Source organism: Gracilimonas tropica DSM 19535 (assembly GCF_000375425.1).
GTDB lineage: Bacteria > Bacteroidota > Rhodothermia > Balneolales > Balneolaceae > Gracilimonas > Gracilimonas tropica.
In genome coordinates this window covers 27,453-51,950 of sequence record NZ_AQXG01000015.1, presented here as the reverse complement: position 1 = coordinate 51,950, position 24,498 = coordinate 27,453, and the positions used below count along the sequence as shown (strand labels likewise).

The following is a 24,498-nucleotide window of genomic DNA, read 5'->3' as shown; positions in this document are numbered from 1 at the left end:
ATGCCTATTTTTCTATCGAAAAGACAGCCGGATTTGATCGAATTCATGGATCGGGAAGATTGTGATCCGGTTCTGCTTGAGAACACCTATCGCCAGTTTGCTACCATTAACCTGCTTCTTTCACAGTGGAAAAGAATTTATAAAAATGAACTTCTTCCAATGATGCAGGAAGGCATTACCTACACCCTCCTCGACATTGGTTTCGGTGGCGGGGATGTTCCGATAAGACTTGCAGAATGGGCCGAAAAGGATGGAATTAATCTAATAATTACGGCTATCGATACGGATAAAAGAGCTTATAATTTTGCCCAAAAGCTGTATTCACACCCACGGGTTACTTTCAGGCATTGCGCTTCGTCCGATCTTGTCTCCGATTCGGTCTCTTTCGGTTTTGTTATTTCTAATCATGTGCTGCACCACCTTCCTGAAAACCAGATGCAGAAGTTTTTGGAGGAAACTAAATCACTGGCTGATCAAAAAGTGATCTTCAATGATATTGAGCGCAGTGATATTGGTTATGCCCTGTTTACAACCTTTGCGAGAATGCTGTTCCGAAAGTCTTTCATTGTGGCTGATGGATTGATTTCCATACAACGCAGCTATACAAAATCCGAGCTTGAAAAAACTGTTCCAAAAGAATGGAAGGTGAAAAAAGTTTTTCCATTTCGATTATTACTGAAATATGGCAGAAGCTAAACCCGAAATACCGGTTGTGATTGTAGGCGGGGGACCCGTCGGGCTTTTCCTGGCTATTAGCCTGATTAAAAAAGGAGTAAAATGCCGCGTTTTAGAACGGAGAAAAGACCCGGTGCCGGATTCGCGATCTTTGGGAATTCACCCGGTTTCGCTGGAACTTTTTGATGAGCTTGGAATCACCCTACCCTTTTTGAAAGCAGGTTTAAAAATCAGGAAGGGAATTGCGTTTACAGAAAATAAAAAGCTGGGAGAGATCTCCTTTGAGAACTGTCCTCAACCGCATAACTATATTTTGGCATGCCCACAGTTTACTACAGAATCTATTTTACGAAAAGAATTGCACAAGCTGGATTCCGATGCTCTTATTCAGAAGGCAGACTTTCAAGGGTTTGAGGAAAAAGATCAGCATGTGCTTGTAAACTATCATCAAACGGGAGATACTCAGCAAATCCGCTGCGGCTATCTTGTGGGATGCGACGGCAAAAACAGCCAGGTAAGAAGAGAGGCTTCCATTCACTATTCCGGGAAGCGATACCCGGATACCTACATCATGGGCGATTTTGAGGACACCACCAATTTCGGCCAGGATGCGGCTGTGTTCCTGCCAAGAGCCGGTTTGATAGAGTGTTTTCCTCTGCCAAACGGAATGCGTCGATGGGTGGTAAAAACAGATCATTATATAAAAGAACCCAACAAAGAATTGCTTTCATCAGCCATCAAAACCAGGATTGGTTACGATATTTCGATGGCGAAAAATACTATGCTCAGTAGTTTTGGAGTGCAGCACTTTACGGCTGAAGTTTTTGCTAAAGGGAGGATATTACTGGCCGGTGATGCCGCGCATGTGGTAAGTCCTATTGGCGGACAAGGAATGAACCTGGGTTGGCTGGGTGCCTGGAAATTATCGAAAATATTGTCGGAGGAGACTCCTTCTGAAGCACCGGATGCGTACAGTAAAAATCACAAAAAAATTGTGGCTAAAGTAGCTCGCAGGGCAGAGATGAATATGATGTTGGGCAGAGCTTCAAAAATTCCGGCTTTTAAAAACCTATTCCTTAAATTTCTGCTGCGTACTCCTTTAAAAAAGAAAGTAGCCCGTCTATTTACGATGAGAGATCTGGACAGTTTTGGCTTTTAAGCAGGAAAGGAAATTAAGCAAGTAGAACCGATCTCCGGATTTTGAGTATAGGTAATGTCGCCATCCAGCTTTTCAACCAGCGCATTTATTATAAATTGTCCATTCGGCTTTCCGCTTCTGTATTTCAGGCTGTCATCCTTAAAGCCGATACCGTCATCCGTTACAATCATGACAATCTTGTCTTTACCGGTTCTTTTCAGGCTTATGATTATGTCTCCTGAGTCTTTCTTAACAAAGGCATGTTTATATGCATTGATGAGCAGCTCATTCAAGATCAATCCGCATACCATACTGCGGCTGCTGTTAAGCATAACCGGTTCAAACCTTGTGCTGAGAATAATGTCTTTATCGGGTGAGCTGAAGATATTTTCGACATTGTGAGCAATAGATAACAAATACTCTGACAAATCCATTTTAGACTGGTCAGGTTTATCATAAAGCAGGGCATGGGCATCAGCTACCGAACGAATTCTGGAACTGGTTGCCGAAAGAACCTCCTTTGATCTTTCATCCTGCACTTCTTCAAGGTCAAACTCGATCAGTGCACTTATAATAGCTAAGTTATTTTTTAAGCGATGATGAATTTCAGATAGTTGGGTATTCCGGTCATGAAGTTTATTCTCAAGCTCATCATATTTCTTTGACCGTTCAATAGCTGTAGCCACATGAATTGCAAAGGCCTCGAAAACAGGCACATCTTCATTTACAAAAGGTTTTCCCTCTTTTTTATTAATGGCTTGCATCACGCCAAAGGCCTCTCCTTTTGAATTTCTGAGTGGCACACAAATGATATTTCTGGTGGTAAAACCGGTGGAAAGGTCTTTCCAGAAAATATCACTTTCAACTACATCATTTGAAATAAATGGCTGATTGTAAGAAATAACCCATCCTCCTATTCCCTTATTTTTGGGAATAGTCATTCCTTTAACTTCATCCTTTACAGGACCGGTAGGAATGCTAATGTTCAAATCACCCGTGATTTCATCAAGCAACATGAGTGAACTTGCTTCTGATTGCATCACAACCTTTGTTGCTTCCATGCACTTTTTCAGAACATGTTTCAACTCAAGTGTTCGGTTGATCCCCTCGATCACATGCAGAAGCAACTCTTCCCTTTCTTCCACAGAGGAGGTATTGGTCTTATTTTTATTTTTTTCTTTGATATAAAACTCCCGAAAGTATTTTACAGAACCTGAATATAAACAAATTCCCTTCTGATCCGAAAATCAACCACATAAAAAAAAGCACAGCCTTAACTGTGCTTTTTAGATTTTAGATAATCAGTTGCTTACTTACTATGACTTACTCTTTTTGAGATAGTCAAGCAGTACCGTATGAAGAATTCCTCCGTTTCGGTAATAATCTACCTCAACAGGAGTATCAATACGGCAATCGGTCATAAATTCGATCACTTCTCCGTCTGCTTTCGTCGCAGTGACTTTGATCTCATCCTGTGCCTTCACGTTGTCATCCACATGGATGTCGAAGGTTTCGGTTCCATCAAGTCCAAGGCTGTCGGCCGTATCACCGTCTTTGAACTGCAGGGGCAGTACACCCATTTGGATCAGGTTTGAACGGTGGATACGCTCGTAAGAAGTAGCGATCACACATTTCACTCCTAACAAATTAGTTCCCTTAGCAGCCCAGTCTCGGGATGAACCTGTTCCATATTGCGTTCCGGCCAACGCAACCAGAGGAGTTCCTGACTCTTTGTATTTCAGCGAAGCATCGTAGATCGTAGTTACTTCTCCAGTTGGGTGATAGGTTGTATATCCGCCTTCTTTTCCGGGAGCCAATTGATTCTTGAATCGTACATTGGCAAAAGTTCCACGCGTCATCACGCGGTCGTTACCTCGGCGTGAACCGTACGAATTGAAATCCGCTTTCTCTACGCCATGCTCTTTCAGGTATTTACCTGCAGGTGAATCTTCTGCGATGTTACCGGCTGGAGAAATGTGATCTGTAGTAATAGAATCGCCCACTTTAACCAATGCTCTTGCGCCTTTGATAGGTTTGATTGGCTGAGGTTCTTCACTCATCCCCATAAAGAATGGAGGTTCCTGAATGTATGTTGATTCCTCACTCCAGTTAAACAAGTCGCCGCCTGATACCGGAATTTCTTCCCAAGTTGGCGATTCGAAGATATCACTGTACATCTTGTCGAACAGCTCAGGACGAATAGCCGCATCCAGGTGCTCAGCAATTTCCTCGGTAGTTGGCCAAATGTCTTTCAGATACACATCATTGCCATCTTTGTCTTTGCCAAGCGGCTCAGTTGCAAGATCGATATCTACGCTTCCGGCCAAAGCATAAGCTACCACCAATGGAGGTGATGCCAGGTAATTTGCTTTCACCCATGGGTGAATTCGTCCTTCAAAGTTACGGTTTCCGGAAAGTACACCCGCAGCGATCAGATCACCTTCTTTGATTGCTTTTTCAACCGGTTCAGGCAGCGGACCGGAATTTCCGATACATGTTGTACAACCATAACCCACCAGGTTGAATCCAAGTTTGTCCATGTATTCGGTAAGCCCTGCTTCTTTCAGGTATTCGGTCACTACCCGGGAACCCGGTGCGAGAGAAGTTTTCACATACGCCGGCACTTTGAGTCCTTTTTCGTAGGCTTTCTTGGCTACAATTCCGGCACCTAACATTACACTTGGGTTAGAGGTGTTGGTACAAGACGTGATAGCCGCTATTACTACATCACCATGTTTCATCTCGATTTCCTGACCGTTCTTGTACAAGCCTTTATTAGCCAGTTTTTCCTGCGTCAGGTTGAAGCCCATCGTTGGGTTATCACTGGTTAGTGACTGCTCAAAAGCCTGCTTCATATTATTTAGCTTGATGCGATCATGAGGCAGTTTGGGTCCGGCTAGTGAAGTTTCCACCGTACTCAGATCCAACTCAAGTGTTGAAGAGAATTCCGGATCCGGGGTATCATCCGTTCTGAATAAGCCCTGAGCTTTAGTATAGGCTTCTACTAATTTCACCAATTCTTCAGAACGTCCGGTTCTTCTCATATATCGCAGGGACTCTTCATCAATTGGGAAAAAGCCCATGGTAGCTCCATATTCCGGAGACATATTCGCGATGGTTGCGCGATCAGGGAGACTCATATTGCTGAGTCCATCCCCATAAAATTCTACAAATTTACCTACTACTCCATGCTGACGCAGCATTTGTGTTACCGTCAAAGTAAGGTCGGTCGCGGTGATACCTTCCCGCAGTTTACCGGTCAATTTCATACCAACCACTTCAGGAACCAACATAGATATTGGTTGTCCAAGCATGGCTGCTTCCGCTTCAATACCGCCAACACCCCAACCAAGAATTCCAAGTCCGTTGATCATAGTGGTGTGAGAATCGGTTCCTACTAACGTATCAGGATAAGCAGTCGTGGTTCCGTCTTCTTCTTTCCGGGTGAAAACTCCGCGTCCCAGATATTCAAGGTTCACCTGGTGAACAATACCACGTCCCGGAGGAACTACACGGAAATTATCAAAGGCTTCTTTACCCCATTTCAGGAATTCGTAACGTTCGCGGTTACGCTCCATTTCTTTTTCTACATTATACATGAGCGCATAATCCTGACCGAACATATCCACCTGTACGGAATGGTCAATCACCAGATCCACAGGTACTTGTGGGTTAATATCGGTGGCTTTACCACCCATCCGCTTCATAGCAGAACGCAGTGCCGCGAGATCTACAACCGCCGGAACTCCCGTAAAATCCTGAAGTACCACACGCGACGGTTTAAAAGGAATTTCTCCCTGTGGGTTTTTGGCATCATAGTTTGCCAATGCCTCCACATCTTTCTCTGTGACTGCATAGCCGTCAAATTCTCTGAGGACGGCCTCCAATAAGATCTTTACCGAGAAAGGCAGTTTATCAATATTATCGTAACCCAGTTCTTTCAATTTAGGCAAGCTGTGAAGAAAGGCTTTACCCGAACCGGTTTCAAATTCAACTCTGGTTTGCTTCAGTTTATCGCTCATGATTTAATCAATGTTTGGATTTACTTATTCCGGGTCGGAAGGTACGATTTTTTTTAGGCATTGTCTTTACTTACTATCTATCAATAACATTGTTTTGCGTTATCCCCGGCTTATATTCGTCCTGTTATGAGCATAAAATAAGCCCATTACATAATCATATAATGGGCTTTTCAAAGGTACTACGATTTAAAGCTGCCTTGATGAATTAGAAAGCTACATCCTAACCGTCAGACCGAATTGCAGGTACGCAATACCATAACCAAGCTCAGCAAATCCACCCAGCTTTTCGGTAAAATGATACCGGCTGCCTACAAAAGCCGAGTAACTTAAGCCTCCTGCAGATGCATTCGGGTTACCCGGGCCATCCCAATTTGCAGTTGCGATGTTATACCCAAGCATCAGTCCGCCGTACGTATCAAAGTTGTCTACCAGTGGATAATGGTAAGCTCCTCTGGCCCCGATGATAAAATTCGTATAAGTCCAGGTTCCGGAGCCGGTACCAAAGTTGAAGTCTTCTTTGGTTTGTGCGAATCCAAGATAACCTCCCACACTTATATTCTCGTTGATCCCATAGCCAACGGATGCATTGATAGGAATCCCCGATCCGGTTAGGGTTGTTCCAAGCCCTAAGCCCACATTAATATCCAAAGCTCCGGACCCCCGAAAGGTAGGTGTTACTTCGTTTGAATCCTGGGCAAAAGCTGTTACCGAAATTAGCAGAACAGTTACCAGGATCATGCATATTTTTTTCATTTTAATCCTCATAATTTTGAATACAATGATAGTTTGAGATTCAAATATGAGGGGAACGGGCATTAATATATATCCCCTGAAATAGGTATTTATTGGTCAGCGTAGTCCGGAGGGCAAAATAAAAATTGTTGCTGATCAGGTACATTCGGTTTCCAGGGTTGAGTCTTGCTGACTATTCCGGTTACAAGTCCAAGTCCATTTTGCACATTTGATGCAGTACCGGGAAGATCTGTATCTAACCTGTCCATTTCATACCAGTTCGTATCTGCAGAAACCACCGTTAATGTTCCGCTTAAATCCCTGAGTTGGTTAATGTCTGCCCCGAATTCTGAAGCTATTCTTTGAACATCATTCGAAACAACCACCTGCTTTCCCCTAATACCGGGTTCCAGATCTCCCGTATGTGATATTGGAAAAGAATACAATCCCGATAAAACGTCTCTCTGTATTCTAAACGTATACTCTATTTCAACCACAGGTATATTTTCGGCCAATTCATTGATCTGAATGTAGCAATCCGAAGTGTTTTCTCTGTAGTAAATATCCGGCTGCGGAAATTCAGGAGGTACCATAGCTGTAGCTGAAGTAATATTTCCCTCAGGAGAAATAGCCTCCAACAGGTATTTTTCATTGCCAAAAAGAGGGGAATCGGTCCAAAAATTCCATACATAACTGTCTTGCGAAAGTTTGAATAAAGAGTCCTCCAGCACCACAGTTTCACTTGTACTTAACCGAGTTAGTTTAACAGTAGCGTTATTGGGAACAGAATCTTTGAGGATGGTATTTCGAACCGGCATAACTCTTACCCATTGGGTATCTGCGGAAAGATCGAGAACAGCGTACATGGTGTAATTGTATAAATTATTCTCTTTGATAGGTTCAAACGTTTGCTCGCACCCTACCAAGGCTGTTAAAATTGCAGCAAGCAGTGTATAATTTATCTTTGCTTTTGCCGAACCTTCCATTTCATCTATTTATCTAAATCTAATAATGGTTTTGACTTCAAGGGCTCACAGGGGACCCTTTCACCTTCTTCATCAAAGCAGCCTTTAAATGGCAGCACCATACTTACGGCACCGGGTAAAACACCCAATCCGTTTCTAACATTCGAAATGGCACCCGGCAAAAAGCGTTCCGGCTCACTCAACCCTTCAGTATCGGGCCAACCGGGACCTCCTGACACAATCAGGAGTTCCTGCTTTTCATGAACCACAGTCATATCTCCTCCCCGATATTGCTCTCCAATTCTTCTTTTCCCTTCTCCCGGATATGCATAAACCACTTGAGTACCATCTGCGCTCTCTCTGATGTCATCAAGTTGGGAATAACCTTGCTTTATAAGTGGACTGCTTGTCCCATTTGAAAATACATGGAAATAAAAGATAATGTCTACCACTGCTATATTTTCAATCCCTTCAATAAAAATTTGGCCTATTGGGCTATTTCCTCCATAAATTACGATTGGAGGAGGAAATTCAGGAGGCACCTGAATATGTACGGTACTCGAGTCTCCCTCTTGGTTAACAGCAGCAAACAAATAATCCTCATCGGGCAGAATATCTTCGTCGGTCCAATAATTCCAGGCATAATAACCCTGCCGAAGCTCAAAAAGTGAATCTTCAAGTGTGATTTTTTCACCGGTACTTAAACGGGTTATACTAACATCGGCCCCAAGAGGCTTTGGGGAGGTAAAAATAGAGTCACGTACCGGCATAACCCGAACCCATTGCGTATCAGCAGAGGCATCCAGCACTCCATGAATCGTGAAGTGATACCGGTCATTTTCAACCAAGGGCTCAAAAGGCTGCTCGCAGCTTTGAATCAGAATCGACATACCTGCCAGAATCGAACCGTACAAAAGAGTTTTTATTCGAACTGAATATCTCATTAATCAATAGAAAGCTTTAAAGATGCATAAGGGTAGAAAGGGAGCTGATTGATCTGTCGCTGAGTATATACATCATAGTAAAAAATATTCTCCTGATTATAGGTATTGATGGCTCCCACTTTCATCTCAACCTCGGAAGACTGTACATTAAACGACCGCTCCAGTGAAAAATCGAGACGGTGATAAATTGGAAGCCGGCCATCATAAGGTTTATCTAAAATTATTCGTGGCACTCCCGGCACATTTTTGATATTTGGCAGATGGTCTTCAAATCGTATCAGATCATCGAACCCAAGCGGACGAGTATAAGGCAAACCAGAACCAAGCTGCCAGCTTATGTTGAATCGGTATTTCTGAATATCAAGGCTTGCCTGGGCATTTATCTTATGACGTCGATCGTGTGCAGGATTATATTTTTGGGAGGATGTTCCGTACCAGGCTTCAAATAGCTCCTGCTGGGTTTCATACTCGGTCAGAGCGTATCCATATCCGATCGATAGAAATAAATATCTTCCGTAATAATCAATATTAATATCTCCACCATAAGAAATCCCATCGGCATTGGCGATCTCTGTGGTAAATTGAGCAACTGTTCCCCAAACTGCCACCGGTTTGTTACTGATCCATTTGTGGTACCCTTCCACCGAAACATTAAAATGCTCCCCAAGAGGCTGCCTCCATCCAAGCAATGCATGTATAGATTCCATCTGTTTTGCATCCCTGGGAACCGGCACCCAGGCTGTGAAAGCCGAACCGGCATCACGGTTATCGGTAATTCCGGTAAGCGGTTGGCGATAAACTCCAAATGCTGCATTCAGTTCTTCATTATCTTTACCACGGGGTTGCCATGAAAAACGCGCCCTGGGTTCGATACTTGGCTTATAGCTTTTTGAAACGGAAAAAGCCGTGCCCGGATAAAAATTAATGGTATTTCCAATAGGTATGTTCGCTTCTAAATAGCTTCCCAGGCTATACTGTGTTTGAGAGTCTTCATTGTTGCTAACAAAGAGCTCCCTGATATCATAACTCATGGCATTTACTTTGAGGAAGAAACCATAATCAAACCGAACATCCTTAAGAAACTGCGTAAGGTTGATATCTAAATTGAACAGGGATGATTTGGAGGTTCGTTTGTTATCAGATTCTGTATCAGGACCCGGCAAAAAACCATCCTGATCAGAATTCAGGTTCTGCCCCGCAAGGTTTGATACATGTGAAAATCCGACATTCACATCAAATAGCGATATTTCTCCATCCGACAAACCGGAACACCTTGCACCCGTTACAAAATTATTCCAGCTAAATGAGTCCCCCTGCTCAAAATCCATTTTTCCTCTGTCATAGGTTCTCATGAACAGCATCGAACAGGTACCGCCCTGATTATTGTTGTAGCTCACCTTTAAAAACTGACTGTCAAATTTGAGGGGTTGATCTTCCATTGGATAAAGTGCACTGGCTCCTTCTATTAATGATTGCCTGGCCGACACCACCGCCGATGTTTTCCCTTCAATGATCGGCCCTTCCATATACAATTCCGAGACAAAGGGACTTATTGAAGCTGAACCAGCATACTCATATTTATTTCCATGCCGCAATTTTACATCCAGAACAGATGAGGTTCTACCGATATATCGAGAACTATACCCCCCGGCATAAAAATCTGCATTTGCAACCAATTCCTGCGGAAACGCAGAGAAAAAACCTATAATATGAAACGGTTGATAAATAAGTTGTCCGTCTACCAGAACCATGTTTTCTGAGGGAGTGCCGCCACGTACAAATAACTGCCCACCTCGATCTCCGGTTGAAACCACGCCGGGCAAAGTCTGGAGATAAGAGGCAATATCACCACTGGCTCCAGGTGTTGGAACCCGCTCTAGTTCTATCCTCGATATCTTGCGCTGCCCGGCATCGAGATCTGCCGTCCTTCCCGAGTGTGTAACCGTTACCTCCCCCTGCGCTTCATCAGAAGCCGTCATTCTGATACTTTTTCTCCGATTAAAATTTGTGCCTTCAAAAGTCAGGGTATCCGTATAAAGCTGGTAACCAACGTAACTTGCTTTTAATATGTACCGTCCACTTTCAATTCCACTTATTTGGTACAAGCCGTTGATATCTGTAGTTGTGCCTTTGTAAATCTGTTCATCCATAGTTAGCAATACCATATTTGCTAATTCAAGAGGCTGACTTGTTTGCGAATCAGATACCAACCCTTCTATGGTGTATTGAGCTAAAGCATGATGAGAAATAAGCCCGCATGCGAAAATCAAAAAAAATTTTACAACCCTGCTAATACCTTTTTTTGAATTCATTGAATTTCAGTATTGATAAGATTCCGACCGTTCAACCATGTAATAGTATCTATTTGTTATTACAGAAACAATGTTTTTAATTTTGGTGTCATTAAAAGGTATAGATTGTTATTATTTAAAAGCTGAAAATCTAAGATTTAGCTTTCTTTCATATTCTTCAATTACACATCCTACACTGCTTACAGTAATTGCAGTACAATCTTTACAAAGAGATTCGTTTTTTTCTAAGGCTTCTTATTGATATCTACAAGAATAAACTCTATCTTGTTCGACTTTCCAAAATGACAAAATAAAACGAGTATAATCGTGGACACATTAAGTTTTAAGACATACTCAGCCAAACCCAAAGATATTGAAAAAAAATGGGTGCTCTTCGATGCGGAAGATCAGCCTTTGGGTCGCCTGAGTAGCGAGATTGCAAAAATTTTGAGAGGCAAGCATAAGCCAACTTTCACTCCACACATGGATACCGGTGACAATGTGATTGTTATCAATGCAGAAAAAGTGAAATTGTCCGGTAAAAAAATGACGGATAAGACTTATTTCCGTCATACTTTTTACCCCGGTGGAGAGAAATTCACTACTGCGGCTGAAATGATGGAAAAAGATCCTACCTCACTGGTTACTATTGCCGTGAAAGGAATGCTTCCTAAAAATAAACTTGGCCGCAAGCTTACAGGAAACCTGAGAGTTTATGCAGGCCCCGTTCATCCGCATACTGCACAAGAACCTGAACTTTTTGAGCTTTAAACCATCCAAATTTAAATAATGGCACAAGCGAATTACATAGGACGACGAAAAACAGCTACTGCCCGTTTGTACATCAAGCCGGGTAATGGTGAAATTCTCGTCAACCACAAACCAATTGAAGAATATTTCCCAGTAAAAGCACGTCGTAACATTGCTTTGTTTCCAATGACTGTTACTGAAACTGAAGGCAAGTACGATATCAAGATCACCGTTCGTGGTGGTGGAAGTACTGGTCAGGCCGGCGCTATTTCTCATGCGCTTGCACGTGCTTTGGACGGAGAGAACGAAGAACTGCACAGCATCCTGAAAGGCCACGGACTTCTTACCCGAGACGACAGAATGGTTGAGCGTAAGAAATACGGACAGCCTAAAGCCCGTAAGAAATTCCAGTTCTCTAAACGATAATTTCGGTATTTGTTATTTGGAAATGATTATTCAATCACGAATAATCATACTTCCGATAATTAATAGCCAAAGTATATAAAATCACACATATGTGGTGACTCAGCGTTTGGTGTTTCGGTAAAACAGCCGGAATTAACGCCTGAGGCAGACCCGCATAGAGGATTAACCTAAACACACATATTTAATATCATGCCAAAAGCTGCATCTATACAAGACCTGCTTAAGTCAGGCGCGCATTTCGGTCACTTGACCCGACGATGGAATCCTAAAATGAAAGACTTCATCTTCATGGAGCGCAACGGGATTCACATCATTGACCTCAAAAAATCTCAAACTTACCTTCAGGAAGCCCTCGACGAAGTTCAGAAATTAGCTCGTGCCGGTAAAACCATTTTGTTTGTAGGAACCAAAAAGCAATCTACCGAGATCATTAAAACTGAAGCTCTCCGTTGTGGAATGCCGTTCATTACTCAGCGTTGGATGGGTGGAATGTTGACCAACTTCAGTACCGTACGCAAGAGCATTGCCCGGATGGAAGAAATCGAGAAGATGAAACATGACGGTACTTTTGATGAACTCACCAAGAAAGAAGGTTTAATGCTTCAGCGTGAGCAAGATAAGCTGGATGCTGCTTTGGGCGGTATCAAAAACATGGGCCGCCTGCCGGGTGCAATTTTTGTTGTGGATATCAACAAAGAGCACCTTGCTGTTAAAGAAGCTATTAAGCTTCACATCCCGATCATCGCAATGGTGGATACCAATAGTGACCCGGATGTTCCTGATTATATTGTTCCTTGTAATGACGATTCAGCACGTACCATTCAATTGGTTACCACACAAGTAGCTGATGCCATTATCGAAGGAAATGCAGAACGTGAGGCTCAGCAAGAAGAAGACGTAATGGAGCAAGCGGCTGCAGAATCCAAAGATGAAGATATCGACGTAAAAGACGCTGCACGCAGCACTAAACTTCGTTCACGCCGCAAGAGTAAGAAAGATGACTCCGGCAATGCTGATGATGCAGATAATTCTGCTGACGATGACAGCAACGACGAAGAAGAATAAACTAATTTCAACCTCATAAAAACTATTCAAAACAATGAGCATTTCTGCTGCTGACGTAAAAAAACTTCGAGACATGACCGGCGCGGGCATGATGGATTGTAAAAAAGCCCTTGCCGAAGCAGACGGTGACTTTGACCAAGCCGTTGAACTCCTGCGTAAAAAAGGACAGCAAGTATCTGAAAAACGATCAGATCGTGAGGCTAATCAGGGATTAATTCTGAGCCGTATCAGCGATGATAAGAAGAAAGCTGCCCTGCTTGAGATCAATTGCGAAACAGATTTTGTGGCTCGTAATGAAGAATTTCAGGATGATGCCGAACTCTTTCTAAACGCTGCTTTCGATAATGATATCGACAATGTGGACGAACTGCTAAAAGTTGAAGTTGAAGGACTCACCATCGAAAAACACCTCGAAGAGATGGTTGGTAAGATCGGAGAAAAGATCGAGATCAATAATGTAGTTTTGATGACTACCGATGGAACTCTTGTGGATTATATTCACCCCGGCAATCAGTTGGGTGTTCTTGCAGAATTTGATGGTGACCTTACCGACGACAACATCGGTAAAGATGTAGCTATGCAAGTTGCCGCTATGAAGCCCCTCGCCGTTACCCGTGATGGCGTTGACGCTACTCTCGTTGAAAAAGAACTGGAGATTGCCAAAGAGCAATTGCTGAATGAAGGCAAACCTGAGCACATTGCCGAGCAAGCTGCAAAAGGTAAACTTCGCCGGTTTTATGAAGAGCGCGTCCTTCTCGAGCAAAAGTTCGTGAAAGACAACAGCGTTTCCGTTCAGGATTACCTGAAGCAGAATGATGCACCACTGGTGAAATCATTCCATCGACTCCAACTCGGAGAAAACGCTTAATAATTTTTTTTACTTTAAGGCTGTCAGTTTTGGCAGCCTTTTTTTTGTCTACTAATTTCTAATTCGAGGATAACGTGGGAAATAAATACAACAGAGTACTTCTTAAGCTCAGCGGCGAAGCTCTTTTAGGTGAACAGGGACACGGAATTGATGCTGATATTCTCAGCGCGTACGCCAAAGAGATCCAATCTATTCAAGAAGCCGGTGTTCAGGTTTCTGTTGTGATCGGAGGTGGCAATATCTTCCGCGGCGTAAAAGGTGCAACGCAGGGCATGGATCGTGTTCAGGGCGATTACATGGGAATGCTCGCCACCATGATCAACAGTATGGCGCTGCAGGATGCGCTCGAACAGATTAATGTTCAAACCCGCCTGATGAGCGCTATCCGTATGGAAGCCATTGCTGAGCCTTATATCAGAAGAAGAGCTATTCGGCATCTTGAAAAAGGACGTGTGGTGATCTTCGGTGCCGGGACCGGTAATCCTTACTTCACGACTGATACGGCAGGTTCGCTCAGAGCCATTGAAATAGAAGCCGATGTGATCCTGAAAGGCACCCGCGTAGATGGGATATACGATTCTGACCCTGAGAAAAATGGCGATGCTAAGAAATTTGACCAAATCACCGGAGATGAAGTCTTGAAACGACGCTTATCCGTCATGGATCTAACAGCCTTCACTCTCTGCAGAGAAAATAAAACTCCGATCATTGTCTTTAATATGAACAAAAAAGGCAATTTGAAGAAAATCGTAGTAGATGGTGAAGATGTGGGAACAACGGTGGTTTGGGAATGATTCTTTTACTAACACTTTTAGAAGCTAGAGGGATCTTCTTCAAATTATTTTAAAAGGCAATCTTTGAATAAACAGTTAGTACTTTTTGTCTTGAAAAATATTTAAATGTCTGTGGAGGATGGAAAGAAGGATAAACCTCTTTGATCGATTTCAAGGAAATAGCCTCTTTTAATTTTGAAACTGATCCCAGCTTAATACCGACTGCAAGATCTACAGAATCATAATACTCGTCAAAGTCTTTTTTTTCTATTCCTAAGACAGTGGCATGCTCTTGCCACATTAATTCAGGTGTAGTTTTTATTACCTCTACAACTTTACAATAACCAATAATTAGCTTATCAGGATTGGTACTATAAATGACTACAACATCTCCTTCGTTAACATTTGGTGAGCTTTTACGTAACTCGATTTTTTTTTCGCCACTAAAAATTTTGTGAGAATAATCTGGTTTAACTGAAATAAAAAGAAAGTTATTCATTTCCTATTCCTTTAGAATAAATTTCATTAAAAATTTTGCTTGATACCTCCAAAGGAGAGGCGAAAGTATTTCTGGGGCGTCCATTTTTAATTAAAATTTCATTCACTTCCTCTAGTTTTATTATGTCATCAAATACTTCTGTAAAGCTAAATTTTAAAGCCTTTAGTTCATTTTCCAAATCTTCAGAAGCTAGTTTATAAATTGAATTCCACTTATAAACACCATAATGTTTGAACTCTCTAAACAATATCTTTGGTAAATCAATTCTTACTTCATCCAAATATGATGTAGCTACTATACCCTTATTTCTACTACTATAACGACTTTTCCCTTTACTTAGATACCAGAGAATTCTGCCAGGGCTCTTCTCTGAAACTGGTTTTACACTTCGGTAATAGACATTTTCATTTGACCAAATTAATGATGCCTGTGATCCAAAAATTGTCTCATTAGCAAGCCTATAGTCGAATAAATCTTTCGCCCAAACTGGTTTTATAGGAACTATATAAGTTGGGATTTCAAAATCTGAAATTTTTACTGGCCACAATTTTTTTTCAAACTCTATCTTCAAATTAATACTCTCAGATTTCTTAGAAAATTTTCTTTGCAATAAATTTACATTAAATGATTGATTAACAATTTCCATACTGAGCAAATCATTTAAACTGTAAAGACCATTCAGTGAAACTTTCTTATAAATCCCCTCGGCATGAGAGAATCCATATTGATATAAAATTGAACTTTCCAATTCAGTAAAATAGGGTTCTAAAACTAGAATTTTATTTTTTTCCTCAACCTTTGACCTTTTGATAATATCCATCACTAGTTGGTGGAATAAAGGTTCCGATACTTTTGTATTTACTACTCTTAACAGAGGGATCTCAAGACTATTATTTTTGTTTCTTAAACCAATTATTCCAATAAATCCTTCTTTCTTATCTTCTACCACTTTCACTTCTGAATATTTTGTATCAGCAGCTAAGCTTAACAAGACCGATTTAAAATTACTTTTCTTCTCCGAGTAATCTTTTTTTAGAAAAGTATCTACTATAACACCAATTTGTTCATGTTTAACCTTGCTAAAATCATAATTTGCCCCTTCTAATCTAAACGATGTATAATCAACAGCATTTTTTATACTATCTATCCTTAAAATTAAATCGATGGGTCGATAAACATTAACCCCATACTTTTGATAGATCTTTTCGTTCTTATCTAAAATACCCTCATCTGTGGTTACAAAGTATTTTGAATTTGATTCTATACATTCAGCTAATTGTTTCCTATCAGATATATCATTAGCTGAATGTCCATGAAGTAAATCTTGCAACTCATTTTCTATTTTCTTTGCAAAATCAGGTTTACATCTAATTTCTGTAAAATTTTGTCTTAAAAACTTTCTTGTTCTCTCCGCTCGTTCTTTATCAGTATCTCTTTTAATTTCATTATATAACTCAGGTGCATAATAAAACTCACATTCCTCATTAATCCAATCAGCATCTAATGACCTAATTTCCTGATCACTCTCATCATTTATTTCTCTTAACTTGATAAGAATATTCGCATCTAAAACAACTTTTAGCTTATCGTTTTTAGTCTCACTTACTGTAAATAAATCAGGATTTCCAAAGTCATACCACCACACATTTAGATAGGTTTCCTTCTTACCCCGACCAGGTTTTCTTCTTACTGCTTTAAAACCGAAAGACTCCCAAAGCTTAGATGCTTTTTTATAATCTTCACGGCAACTTAACGATATACCTCTGAGCCTATGTTTGTATATGCTACATAATTTTGATAAAAGCTGATAAGCAATACCCTTCCCTCTAAATTTATCATCAATACAAAGATGAGTAATACTTATTCTTTGCTTGCTCTGAACTATTCTATAAAGAATATATCCATGAAGTTTATTCTCTTCTTCAGCCACCAGTATCAACCTTTTTCTGGCATGGTCTTTAAATGCCCCTTCAGGGAAGTGCCCGAGAGTTTTTCTATTTCTGTCCCCTAATGAAATGACCTTGTCAAGTAAAGGGTCATTCCTTTTTATTCTTCTTATCTGCAAAACAATTAACTTAGCTATGTTTTTAGATATTTATACCTTTCTATTTGAAAAATCAACTGTTTATTAAATTTAATACTTACTTTATCTCTGCAAGATCTTTACAAAGAATAAACCTTTTGGTACTTATATAATTATTTAGGCAACCAAAAATTGATAGATCAACTGTGCTGCCAACTTCACCGTGCGGTTATCCACATCATATCTTGGATTCACTTCGGTGATCTCAAACAACCGTAAATTCTCTTTTTGTTTGGCATGATGGAGACATTGCATCACTTCTCTACCTGACAATCCAATCGGCGAAGATGCACTCACTCCGGGTGCATCTGATGCCTGAATGGAATCCATATCCAATCCCAGGAAAAATGAGCGGTCATCAATATCATCCAGTATTTGCTGAAAAGAAGATACCACCCCAGTAGAGATCAGGTCCGGCAGAAAATGAATGTGTACACCCAAAGCCTCCGCAGATTCAAGATAATGTGTTGCATTACTTTCTCTTCTGATTCCAAATTCATAAAAGTGATTGGGAGACAAATAGCCCTCTTCAATGGCCTTTCGGTATGGAGTTCCGCTGGTCATCTTTTCAGCATTTCGCATATCCAGGTGGGCGTCTATGTTAACAGCTGAGATACTCCGTTCTGTTTTAGCCAGCGCCCGGATATCCGCACAGGAAATATCGTTTCCTCCGCCTAATACGATCACCTTTTTCCCATCCTTCAAAAACTCTGAAACGGTTTTGGTCAAACTATTGTGGATACGATCCAACGCATCTTTTTCGCCTTCAATCTCACTTAGGGTCAACTCATTTGAACCTTCATAATAATCGGTAAGAATATTACCGGCATCAAACAACTTGATCGAAGAACTTGGCTCAACTTGCAGCTTGTAGAGCTGTTCACGGATCTTATTGGGAGCCTCAGCCGCTCCACTTCGTCCATTATTTCGTTGAACGCCTTCATGCTGTGGACATCCGATCAACACATGCGTTGCCCGGGTGTAATCCCGATCTTTAGATAATATTTCCTGCACCAGCCAATGATCATTTCGATCATGAGAGCTTAGTTTTTTAAATGAATTCGGAACGGACTGCAGATATTTTTTTACCCTCTCGATTCCCATACCTTCTCTCCTTTTTTGATGACGGTGTGCACGTGATTTTCCCCAAAGAAATACGCTAAGTCTCTATAATTTTCCGTATCCAAAAGCAGAATATCGGCTTGAAATCCCGAGGCGATGGCTCCTAACTTTGATTTTTCCAAAGCATTTGCACCATTTTGGGTAGCACAGCAAAGTGCTTCCTCCACCGACATTCCCATTTTGGTACAGGCCATACTCATCAGCAACTGCATGGAGATGGTCATTGAAGATCCTGGGTTAAAATCTGTAGCCAATGCAACCAGCGCACCGGCATCCAATAATTTTCTGGCCGGCGAATAGGGAATGTTCAGAAAGTAGGAAACGCCGGGAAGCACCGTAGCGACCGTTTCAGAACGCGCCAACCGCTGCACATCCTCATCATTTAACACTTCCAGGTGATCAACGGAAACAGCCCTAAGCTCGATGGCCATTTCCACTCCGCCAATATCATAGAATTGGTTGGTGTGAAGTTTGGGCTTGAGTCCATATTCGATTCCTCTCGTGAGCACTTGTCGGGTTTCCTCAACCGTAAAATACCCTTTTTCACAAAATGCATCGCAATAATCAGCCAATTCAGCGATTTCGGGGATCATCGCTAATACATCTTCCAGATATTTCTCTTTTGAAGATTCTTTAGGAACCGCATGTGCTCCCAGAAATGTCGCCGTTAGCTCGATAGGCTGTTCCTTTTTTAGTTCATTCACCACTTCCAGCATCTTGCGCTCTGTTTCCAGATCCAATCCGTAGCCGCTTTTAATTTCCATGGTGGTGATACCCTGTTTCAGCGCTTTTTGGAGGCGAATTCTTGCCAGATTCTTCAATTCTTCTTTAGATGCATCTCGTGTTGCTTCTACCGTAGAGACAATACCTCCACCCTGTTCTGCAATCTCCTCATAACTCATTCCCGCCGATCGCATAGCAAACTCATCAGCCCGATTTCCTCCAAATACCAAATGAGAATGGGAGTCCACAAATCCGGGAACAGCCGCTTTTTCTTCTGCATCTAAAATTATTGGATGCCCCTCAACTTCTTCCATTACTTCTGCGATGGAGCCAACCGCCTTAATTATTCCATCAGAAATATATATGGCGGCATTTTCATAAATATTCAAACTGCGGAGTTCTGAACCGCGAAACACCCCAGGTTTGGGAGTTGCTATTTGGGATATGTTTTGGATCAGCAGATCAGACATATATAATTGGGTTTAAGTTGTGGTCTCAGATATAAAATCAGTCTTTCTGTATCTTATTTAGGACAAAAAAGGCAATTTCAACTGATGTTCTTTTGCACACTCAATGGCCGCCTCATATCCCGCATCGGCATGACGCATAACGCCGGTGGCAGGATCGTTCCAAAGTACGCGTTCCAATCTGCGATCGGCATCTTCACTTCCATCACAGACGATCACAAGACCTGCATGTTGGGAGAACCCCATGCCTACTCCTCCTCCGTGATGAAAGGAAACCCAGGTAGCGCCGGAAGCCGTATTTAATAGAGCATTTAGAATCGGCCAGTCTGATACGGCATCGGATCCATCTTTCATGCCTTCGGTCTCGCGGTTGGGACTGGCTACTGAACCGGAATCCAAATGATCGCGCCCAATAACGACCGGGGCTTTCAGTTCTCCGTTTCGAACCATTTCGTTGAAGGCCAACCCAAGTTTGTGGCGCTGACCTAATCCCACCCAACAAATACGGGAAGGTAGTCCCTGAAAGTGAATTTGCTCTTTGGCCATATCTAACCAATTATGAAGATGTGGATCATCGGGAATAAGTTCTTTCACTTTTTGATCGGTTTTGTAAATATCTTCAGGATCTCCCGAAAGAGCTACCCATCGAAAAGGGCCGATTCCTTTGCAAAACAGCGGACGAATATATTCCGGTACAAATCCGGGGATGTCAAAAGCATTTTCCACACCTTCATCAAAAGCTTCCTGACGGATGTTGTTTCCGTAATCAAACACAGGCAGATCTTTTTCCTGAAAGGCGAGCATGGCTTCTACCTGCACCGCAATGGATTTTTTGGCTCTTGCAACTACTTCTTTAGGATCTGATTGCTGCATCGCCTCCCATTCTTCCACTTTCATACCAAGGGGCAAGTATCCATTTAAAGGGTCATGAGCGCTGGTTTGATCAGTAACCGCATCCGGCAGCATATTTCGCTCCAGCAGTTTTGGGTAGATGTCTGCAGCATTTCCGTGTAACCCAACGGTCACCGGTTTTTTATCTGAAACCGATTCCCGTATGATCTCCAAAGCTTCATCCAAAGATTTTGCCTTTCTGTCAACGTACCCGGTGCGCAACCGAAAGTCGATACGGGATTCGCGGCATTCCACCGCCAGCATACTTGCGCCGGCCATTTTAGCCGCCAAAGGTTGAGCTCCGCCCATTCCTCCAAGCCCTGCCGTGAGGATCCATTTACCGGAAAGATCTCCGCCAAAATGCTTCTTCGCCATCGAGACAAACGTTTCATAGGTCCCCTGTACAATACCCTGACTTCCAATATAGATCCACGAACCGGCGGTCATTTGCCCGTACATCATTAGTCCTTTTTTATCCAGTTCGTTGAAGTGATCCCAGTTCGCCCATTTGGGAACGAGATTAGAGTTGGCGATCAAAACGCGCGGCGCATCTTTATGTGTTCTGAAAATCCCGACCGGCTTTCCGGATTGAACCAGCAAGGTTTCTTCCTCACTCATGGATTTCAGGGATTGCAGGATCTTGTCAAAACTTTCCCAGTTTCGTGCAGCTTTTCCAATTCCACCGTATACCACCAATTCTTCCGGCTTTTCGGCTACATCCGGATCGAGGTTATTCTGGATCATCCGGAATGGAGCTTCCGTTTGCCAGCTTTTGCAATTAAGATTGGTTCCCATTGGAGCTTTGATCGTTCTTCCCATCATTCAAATTTTTTATTCCTGTAATTACATCCACCACAGGAATGTACAGGAATTTTTGAGAAGACTCATCCCTAACTACTGTTCTTCAGCAGCTCCCGAAAACTCCCCAAAATCTTGATCCAGATAAGCATCGGAACCCACAAAATCGAGGATCGTGAGATACAGCTCTTCAGGGATGAATCCGGGCTGTCCGGCTATCACTTCACCTTCTGAATCCAGGAAAATAAAGGTTGGTGTTCCGGTGATTCTGAATCCCATGGCAAGCTGACGATGGGTCATGGTTTTCCCGCGAAATGAAAGAGAGTCTTGCGACTCTATATCCAGCCAAACGGGATAAAAATGTTTTTCGGTTCTCTCCTGAACTTCTTTAGACGGAAACACTTCTTTTTCCATTTTTTTGCAGTAAGTGCACCAACGGGCATTACCGTATATAAGTACTTTTTTATCGTTCTCGGATGCCAGTTTTTGCGCTTCTTTCAGCGGTTTCCAATCGAACATTTTTTTAGGATCCGGAGGTGTATCATCCTGGGCCAGAATGGAAATACTGAATAGTGAAAAAGCGAAGAATAGAAAAGTAGTTTTTAGGTGCATTTGAATAGTCTTAAAAAGTTTCAGGCTCTGTAACGAGCTTATGTGATGTTTGTTTTATTCGTTTAAAGCTTGCTTAAGGTCAGCTATGATGTCATCGGGGTGCTCGAGTCCTACACTAAGCCGAATTAAATTTTCAGGTGTTGGTGATTCCTCTCCTTCAGACGACTTCCGATGCTCCCATATGCTTTCAATACCTCCAAGGCTGGTTGCAGCTTTTATCAACTCTGATTTCCCAACTATGGAAACAGCTTCATCGTATCCGCCTGCAATCAGGAATGAAATCATCCCGCCAAAATCATTCATCTGTACTTTGGCTATTTCATGTCCCGGGTGAGAGTCCAAGCCCGGATAATAGACGTCTTCAACCTTTGGATGCTTACTTAAAAAATCGGCTACTTTTCGGGCATTTTCGTTATGAGCCCGCATACGATACGGAAAAGAACGAATGCTTCGGCTTAGCAACCAACAATCTCTCGGGGAAGGAACGGCTCCTTGTACCTTTTGAACCAGTCGAATGTGTTCGAAGAATGTATCTTTTGATTTGGTTATTACCGCCCCTCCAAGGATATCGCTGTGCCCGCCTAAATACTTGGTTGTAGAGTGAACCGACAGGTCGGCTCCAAGTTCAAGCGGACGCATGTTATACGGGGTAGGCCAGGTATTATCAACGGCAACAACCGCTCCTTTATCTTTTGCCAGTTTACTAACTTCGATCACATCTGTGATGAGCAATCTTGGATTGGAAGGCGTTTCCAGCCAAACGAGTTTGGTGTTTTTTTTCAGGGATGATCTCACCGCATCAAGATCGGTCATGTCAATGAAATCAACATCCAGGTTCCACTTTTTGGCAAATTCCCATATCAACTTGCGGGTTCCGAAATAAACATCATCGGGTACCAACACATGAGCCCCGGAATCAACGGATTGAAAGACCGAAGAAATGGCCGCCATCCCTGAGGAAAAAACGGCTGCATCTGCTCCATTTTCCAGTTCGCTCAGTACATTTTCAAGTTGACTGCGGTTCGGATTCGAAAGCCTGATGTATTTATCATCCCCTTCGTGATATCCTCCTCCTCTATGCTCATAAATGGTAGATACTTCTATTCCCGGAACAATAGTATCATTTTCATGAACCGATTTTTTCATACTTCCATGAATAGCGATGGTCTCTATATGTTTTTTCTTCATAGCAATCCGTTTTTGTTGAACTAAAAATAAACAATTTATTTCCCATACTTCCGGAATTGTTATAACAGTCGCACTAAAGCCTTACGCTTATCCAGATCGCTTCGTTATTGATTAGATTCACTTCATAAATTTTAAGAAAAGAAATGCTCTTGTATCTTTGGCATGAATCTTTTGATGGATACGTATGGTTAAGTTTTGGAAATTTTACAAATCGAGAGTCTACAAAAACTGTATTGGCGGCTTGTCTATGCCCGATGGGTTAGATTTCTGGCGGAATAAGCTTTTCTATACCATCATACTTTACCTGCCGCTATTGGCTATGATACTGCTCATACCATCCATCATCATGACCTACTTCATGGGGTTGGGCGGCCTTGCTGTTGCTTATTTTACTTTCGCGGCCACTATCCTGTTCATTGCTCTTTACAAAGGCTTGAATATTACCTTTCGGAAATACTTTTTCCTTTTTTTGCTTTATATAGTGGCCATTTCCCTCATTTTCTTCATGGGCGAACACGGAGCCGGCATTACTTATTTATTTGGGGTAACCGTATTTGCATTGTTGATTCTACCCGTTAATGCCGGGAAAATTACCGTAGCCATCAACTTTTCCATTTGCGTGCTTCATGCCTTTTTCATCCATAAGGGTTGGGTTGATTATCCCCTCCGCGATAGTTTTCAGGTCATTTCATGGTTTCTTATTTCCGGTAACTCGATCCTGCTAAGTTCCATGGCGGTAATTTTTATGCCCATGTTGTTCAGCGGACTTCAAAAAACGATCATTGAACAAAATCATCTTGAAAAAACCCTCAGAATCCATCAAAAAGAACTTGAGGGCTCATTAAATGAAAAAGAAACGTTGCTTGCTGAAATTCATCACCGGGTTAAGAACAACCTGGCTGTAATTTCGGGCATGCTTCAGATACAATCTTTTAAGGAGCCGGATGAAGAAATTCAGAAAAAGCTGATGGACAGTACACTCAGGATCAAGTCTATGGCGAATATCCATGAGCAGTTGTATCAATCCCACAGTTTTTCAAACCTGTCATTCGATCAGGGACTTCAAACACTGGTTCATACCATTCTGGATACCATGGACCACAATCTTGGAATAAAAACTTCCTTCGATCTGGAGCCGATTGAACTCAATATCAAGCAGGCCATTCCGTGCAGCCTGATCGTAAATGAAGTGATCACAAACTCTCTAAAACACGCCTTCAGCAATCAGTCAGATCCAAAGATCGCCATCTCTCTTTCTAACAACGCCGGAACCATATTTATGCAGATCAAAGATAACGGTGGTGGTTTTAAGGAAAAGCAGACAGAACGAACTTCGCTGGGAATGGAACTGATATCTACACTGGCACTTCAATTAGATGCTGATTACAAGTATGAGTCACGAAAAGATGATTCAGGAACCGTCTTTGAGCTTAGATTTTCTGAATTAAGCGCTCTTTAAACTTCGC

Annotated in this window: 21 protein-coding genes; 8 read left to right on the top strand and 13 right to left on the bottom strand. The window is 42.1% G+C overall.

All coding sequences use genetic code 11. From position 1 onward, the window contains the following. On the top strand, window positions 1-696 hold the full coding sequence (locus tag B151_RS0115740) for a methyltransferase domain-containing protein (RefSeq protein WP_020404614.1): 696 nt from the start codon (window positions 1-3) through the stop codon (window positions 694-696). Continuing rightward, window positions 683-1,834 (top strand): FAD-dependent oxidoreductase, encoded by a 1,152-nt coding sequence (locus B151_RS0115735; RefSeq protein WP_020404613.1) that lies wholly within the window; start codon window positions 683-685, stop codon window positions 1,832-1,834. Before B151_RS0115740 ends, B151_RS0115735 begins: the two co-directional genes overlap by 14 nt. Here B151_RS0115735 and B151_RS0115730 read toward each other — a convergent pair. The 6 genes from B151_RS0115730 to B151_RS0115705 form a co-directional block, all read right to left on the bottom strand. Next, complete coding sequence (locus B151_RS0115730; RefSeq protein ID WP_020404612.1) at window positions 1,831-2,958, bottom strand: histidine kinase dimerization/phosphoacceptor domain -containing protein; 1,128 nt, start codon at window positions 2,956-2,958, stop codon at window positions 1,831-1,833. The two genes, B151_RS0115735 and B151_RS0115730, sit on opposite strands and share 4 nt — an antisense overlap. 171 nt (window positions 2,959-3,129) lie before the next feature. After that, the gene (acnA, locus tag B151_RS0115725) at window positions 3,130-5,835 is read right to left on the bottom strand and encodes an aconitate hydratase AcnA (RefSeq protein ID WP_020404611.1); all 2,706 of its coding nucleotides are present in this window, start codon (window positions 5,833-5,835) and stop codon (window positions 3,130-3,132) included. A 213-nt stretch (window positions 5,836-6,048) separates the two neighbouring features. Continuing rightward, window positions 6,049-6,588: an outer membrane beta-barrel protein gene (locus B151_RS0115720; RefSeq protein ID WP_169332229.1), complete on the bottom strand. Its 540-nt coding sequence runs from the start codon at window positions 6,586-6,588 to the stop codon at window positions 6,049-6,051. Between the two features lie 89 nt (window positions 6,589-6,677). Then, on the bottom strand, window positions 6,678-7,553 hold the full coding sequence (locus tag B151_RS0115715; RefSeq protein ID WP_020404609.1) for a DUF4249 family protein: 876 nt from the start codon (window positions 7,551-7,553) through the stop codon (window positions 6,678-6,680). Window positions 7,554-7,558: 5 nt separating this feature from the next. Continuing rightward, on the bottom strand, window positions 7,559-8,422 hold the full coding sequence (locus B151_RS0115710) for a hypothetical protein (protein ID WP_020404608.1): 864 nt from the start codon (window positions 8,420-8,422) through the stop codon (window positions 7,559-7,561). 53 nt (window positions 8,423-8,475) lie between these two features. Next, window positions 8,476-10,788, bottom strand: a complete 2,313-nt coding sequence (locus tag B151_RS0115705) for a TonB-dependent receptor (RefSeq protein WP_020404607.1) — start codon at window positions 10,786-10,788, stop codon at window positions 8,476-8,478. Between the two features lie 306 nt (window positions 10,789-11,094). On the opposite strand from B151_RS0115705, the gene rplM reads away from it, so the two are divergent. The 5 genes from rplM (at window position 11,095) to pyrH (ending at window position 14,670) form a co-directional block, all read left to right on the top strand. Further along, entirely contained in the window at window positions 11,095-11,538 is a 444-nt protein-coding gene (gene rplM / locus B151_RS0115700) for a 50S ribosomal protein L13 (RefSeq protein ID WP_020404606.1), read from the top strand. A gap of 18 nt (window positions 11,539-11,556) precedes the next feature. Next, the gene (gene rpsI, locus B151_RS0115695; RefSeq protein WP_020404605.1) at window positions 11,557-11,943 is read left to right on the top strand and encodes a 30S ribosomal protein S9; all 387 of its coding nucleotides are present in this window, start codon (window positions 11,557-11,559) and stop codon (window positions 11,941-11,943) included. Between the two features lie 189 nt (window positions 11,944-12,132). Continuing rightward, the gene (rpsB, locus tag B151_RS0115690) at window positions 12,133-13,008 is read left to right on the top strand and encodes a 30S ribosomal protein S2 (protein WP_020404604.1); all 876 of its coding nucleotides are present in this window, start codon (window positions 12,133-12,135) and stop codon (window positions 13,006-13,008) included. A gap of 34 nt (window positions 13,009-13,042) precedes the next feature. Next, window positions 13,043-13,876, top strand: coding sequence for a translation elongation factor Ts (tsf, locus tag B151_RS0115685; RefSeq protein ID WP_020404603.1), 834 nt, complete (start codon window positions 13,043-13,045; stop codon window positions 13,874-13,876). Window positions 13,877-13,950: 74 nt separating this feature from the next. Next, window positions 13,951-14,670: a UMP kinase gene (gene pyrH / locus B151_RS0115680; protein ID WP_020404602.1), complete on the top strand. Its 720-nt coding sequence runs from the start codon at window positions 13,951-13,953 to the stop codon at window positions 14,668-14,670. A gap of 49 nt (window positions 14,671-14,719) precedes the next feature. On the opposite strand, the gene B151_RS0115675 is transcribed toward pyrH, so the two are convergent. The 7 genes from B151_RS0115675 to B151_RS0115645 form a co-directional block, all read right to left on the bottom strand. Beyond that, the gene (locus tag B151_RS0115675; protein WP_020404601.1) at window positions 14,720-15,148 is read right to left on the bottom strand and encodes an ASCH domain-containing protein; all 429 of its coding nucleotides are present in this window, start codon (window positions 15,146-15,148) and stop codon (window positions 14,720-14,722) included. Beyond that, the gene (locus B151_RS0115670) at window positions 15,141-17,213 is read right to left on the bottom strand and encodes a GNAT family N-acetyltransferase (RefSeq protein ID WP_020404600.1); all 2,073 of its coding nucleotides are present in this window, start codon (window positions 17,211-17,213) and stop codon (window positions 15,141-15,143) included. The genes B151_RS0115675 and B151_RS0115670 overlap by 8 nt, the downstream gene beginning before the upstream one ends. 135 nt (window positions 17,214-17,348) lie before the next feature. Further along, a complete protein-coding gene (locus tag B151_RS0115665) occupies window positions 17,349-18,335 on the bottom strand; it encodes a formimidoylglutamase (RefSeq protein ID WP_020404599.1) in 987 nt (328 codons plus the stop codon). Continuing rightward, complete coding sequence (gene hutI, locus B151_RS0115660) at window positions 18,317-19,546, bottom strand: imidazolonepropionase (RefSeq protein ID WP_020404598.1); 1,230 nt, start codon at window positions 19,544-19,546, stop codon at window positions 18,317-18,319. Before hutI ends, B151_RS0115665 begins: the two co-directional genes overlap by 19 nt. A gap of 57 nt (window positions 19,547-19,603) precedes the next feature. Then, window positions 19,604-21,253: a urocanate hydratase gene (gene hutU / locus B151_RS0115655; RefSeq protein WP_020404597.1), complete on the bottom strand. Its 1,650-nt coding sequence runs from the start codon at window positions 21,251-21,253 to the stop codon at window positions 19,604-19,606. 75 nt (window positions 21,254-21,328) lie between these two features. Further along, on the bottom strand, window positions 21,329-21,844 hold the full coding sequence (locus B151_RS19005; protein WP_020404596.1) for a thioredoxin family protein: 516 nt from the start codon (window positions 21,842-21,844) through the stop codon (window positions 21,329-21,331). 54 nt (window positions 21,845-21,898) lie between these two features. After that, window positions 21,899-23,032, bottom strand: coding sequence for a trans-sulfuration enzyme family protein (locus B151_RS0115645; protein ID WP_020404595.1), 1,134 nt, complete (start codon window positions 23,030-23,032; stop codon window positions 21,899-21,901). A gap of 247 nt (window positions 23,033-23,279) precedes the next feature. Between B151_RS0115645 and B151_RS0115640 the strand changes: the two genes are divergently transcribed. Further along, entirely contained in the window at window positions 23,280-24,491 is a 1,212-nt protein-coding gene (locus B151_RS0115640; RefSeq protein ID WP_020404594.1) for a sensor histidine kinase, read from the top strand. Window positions 24,492-24,498 lie beyond the last annotated feature (7 nt).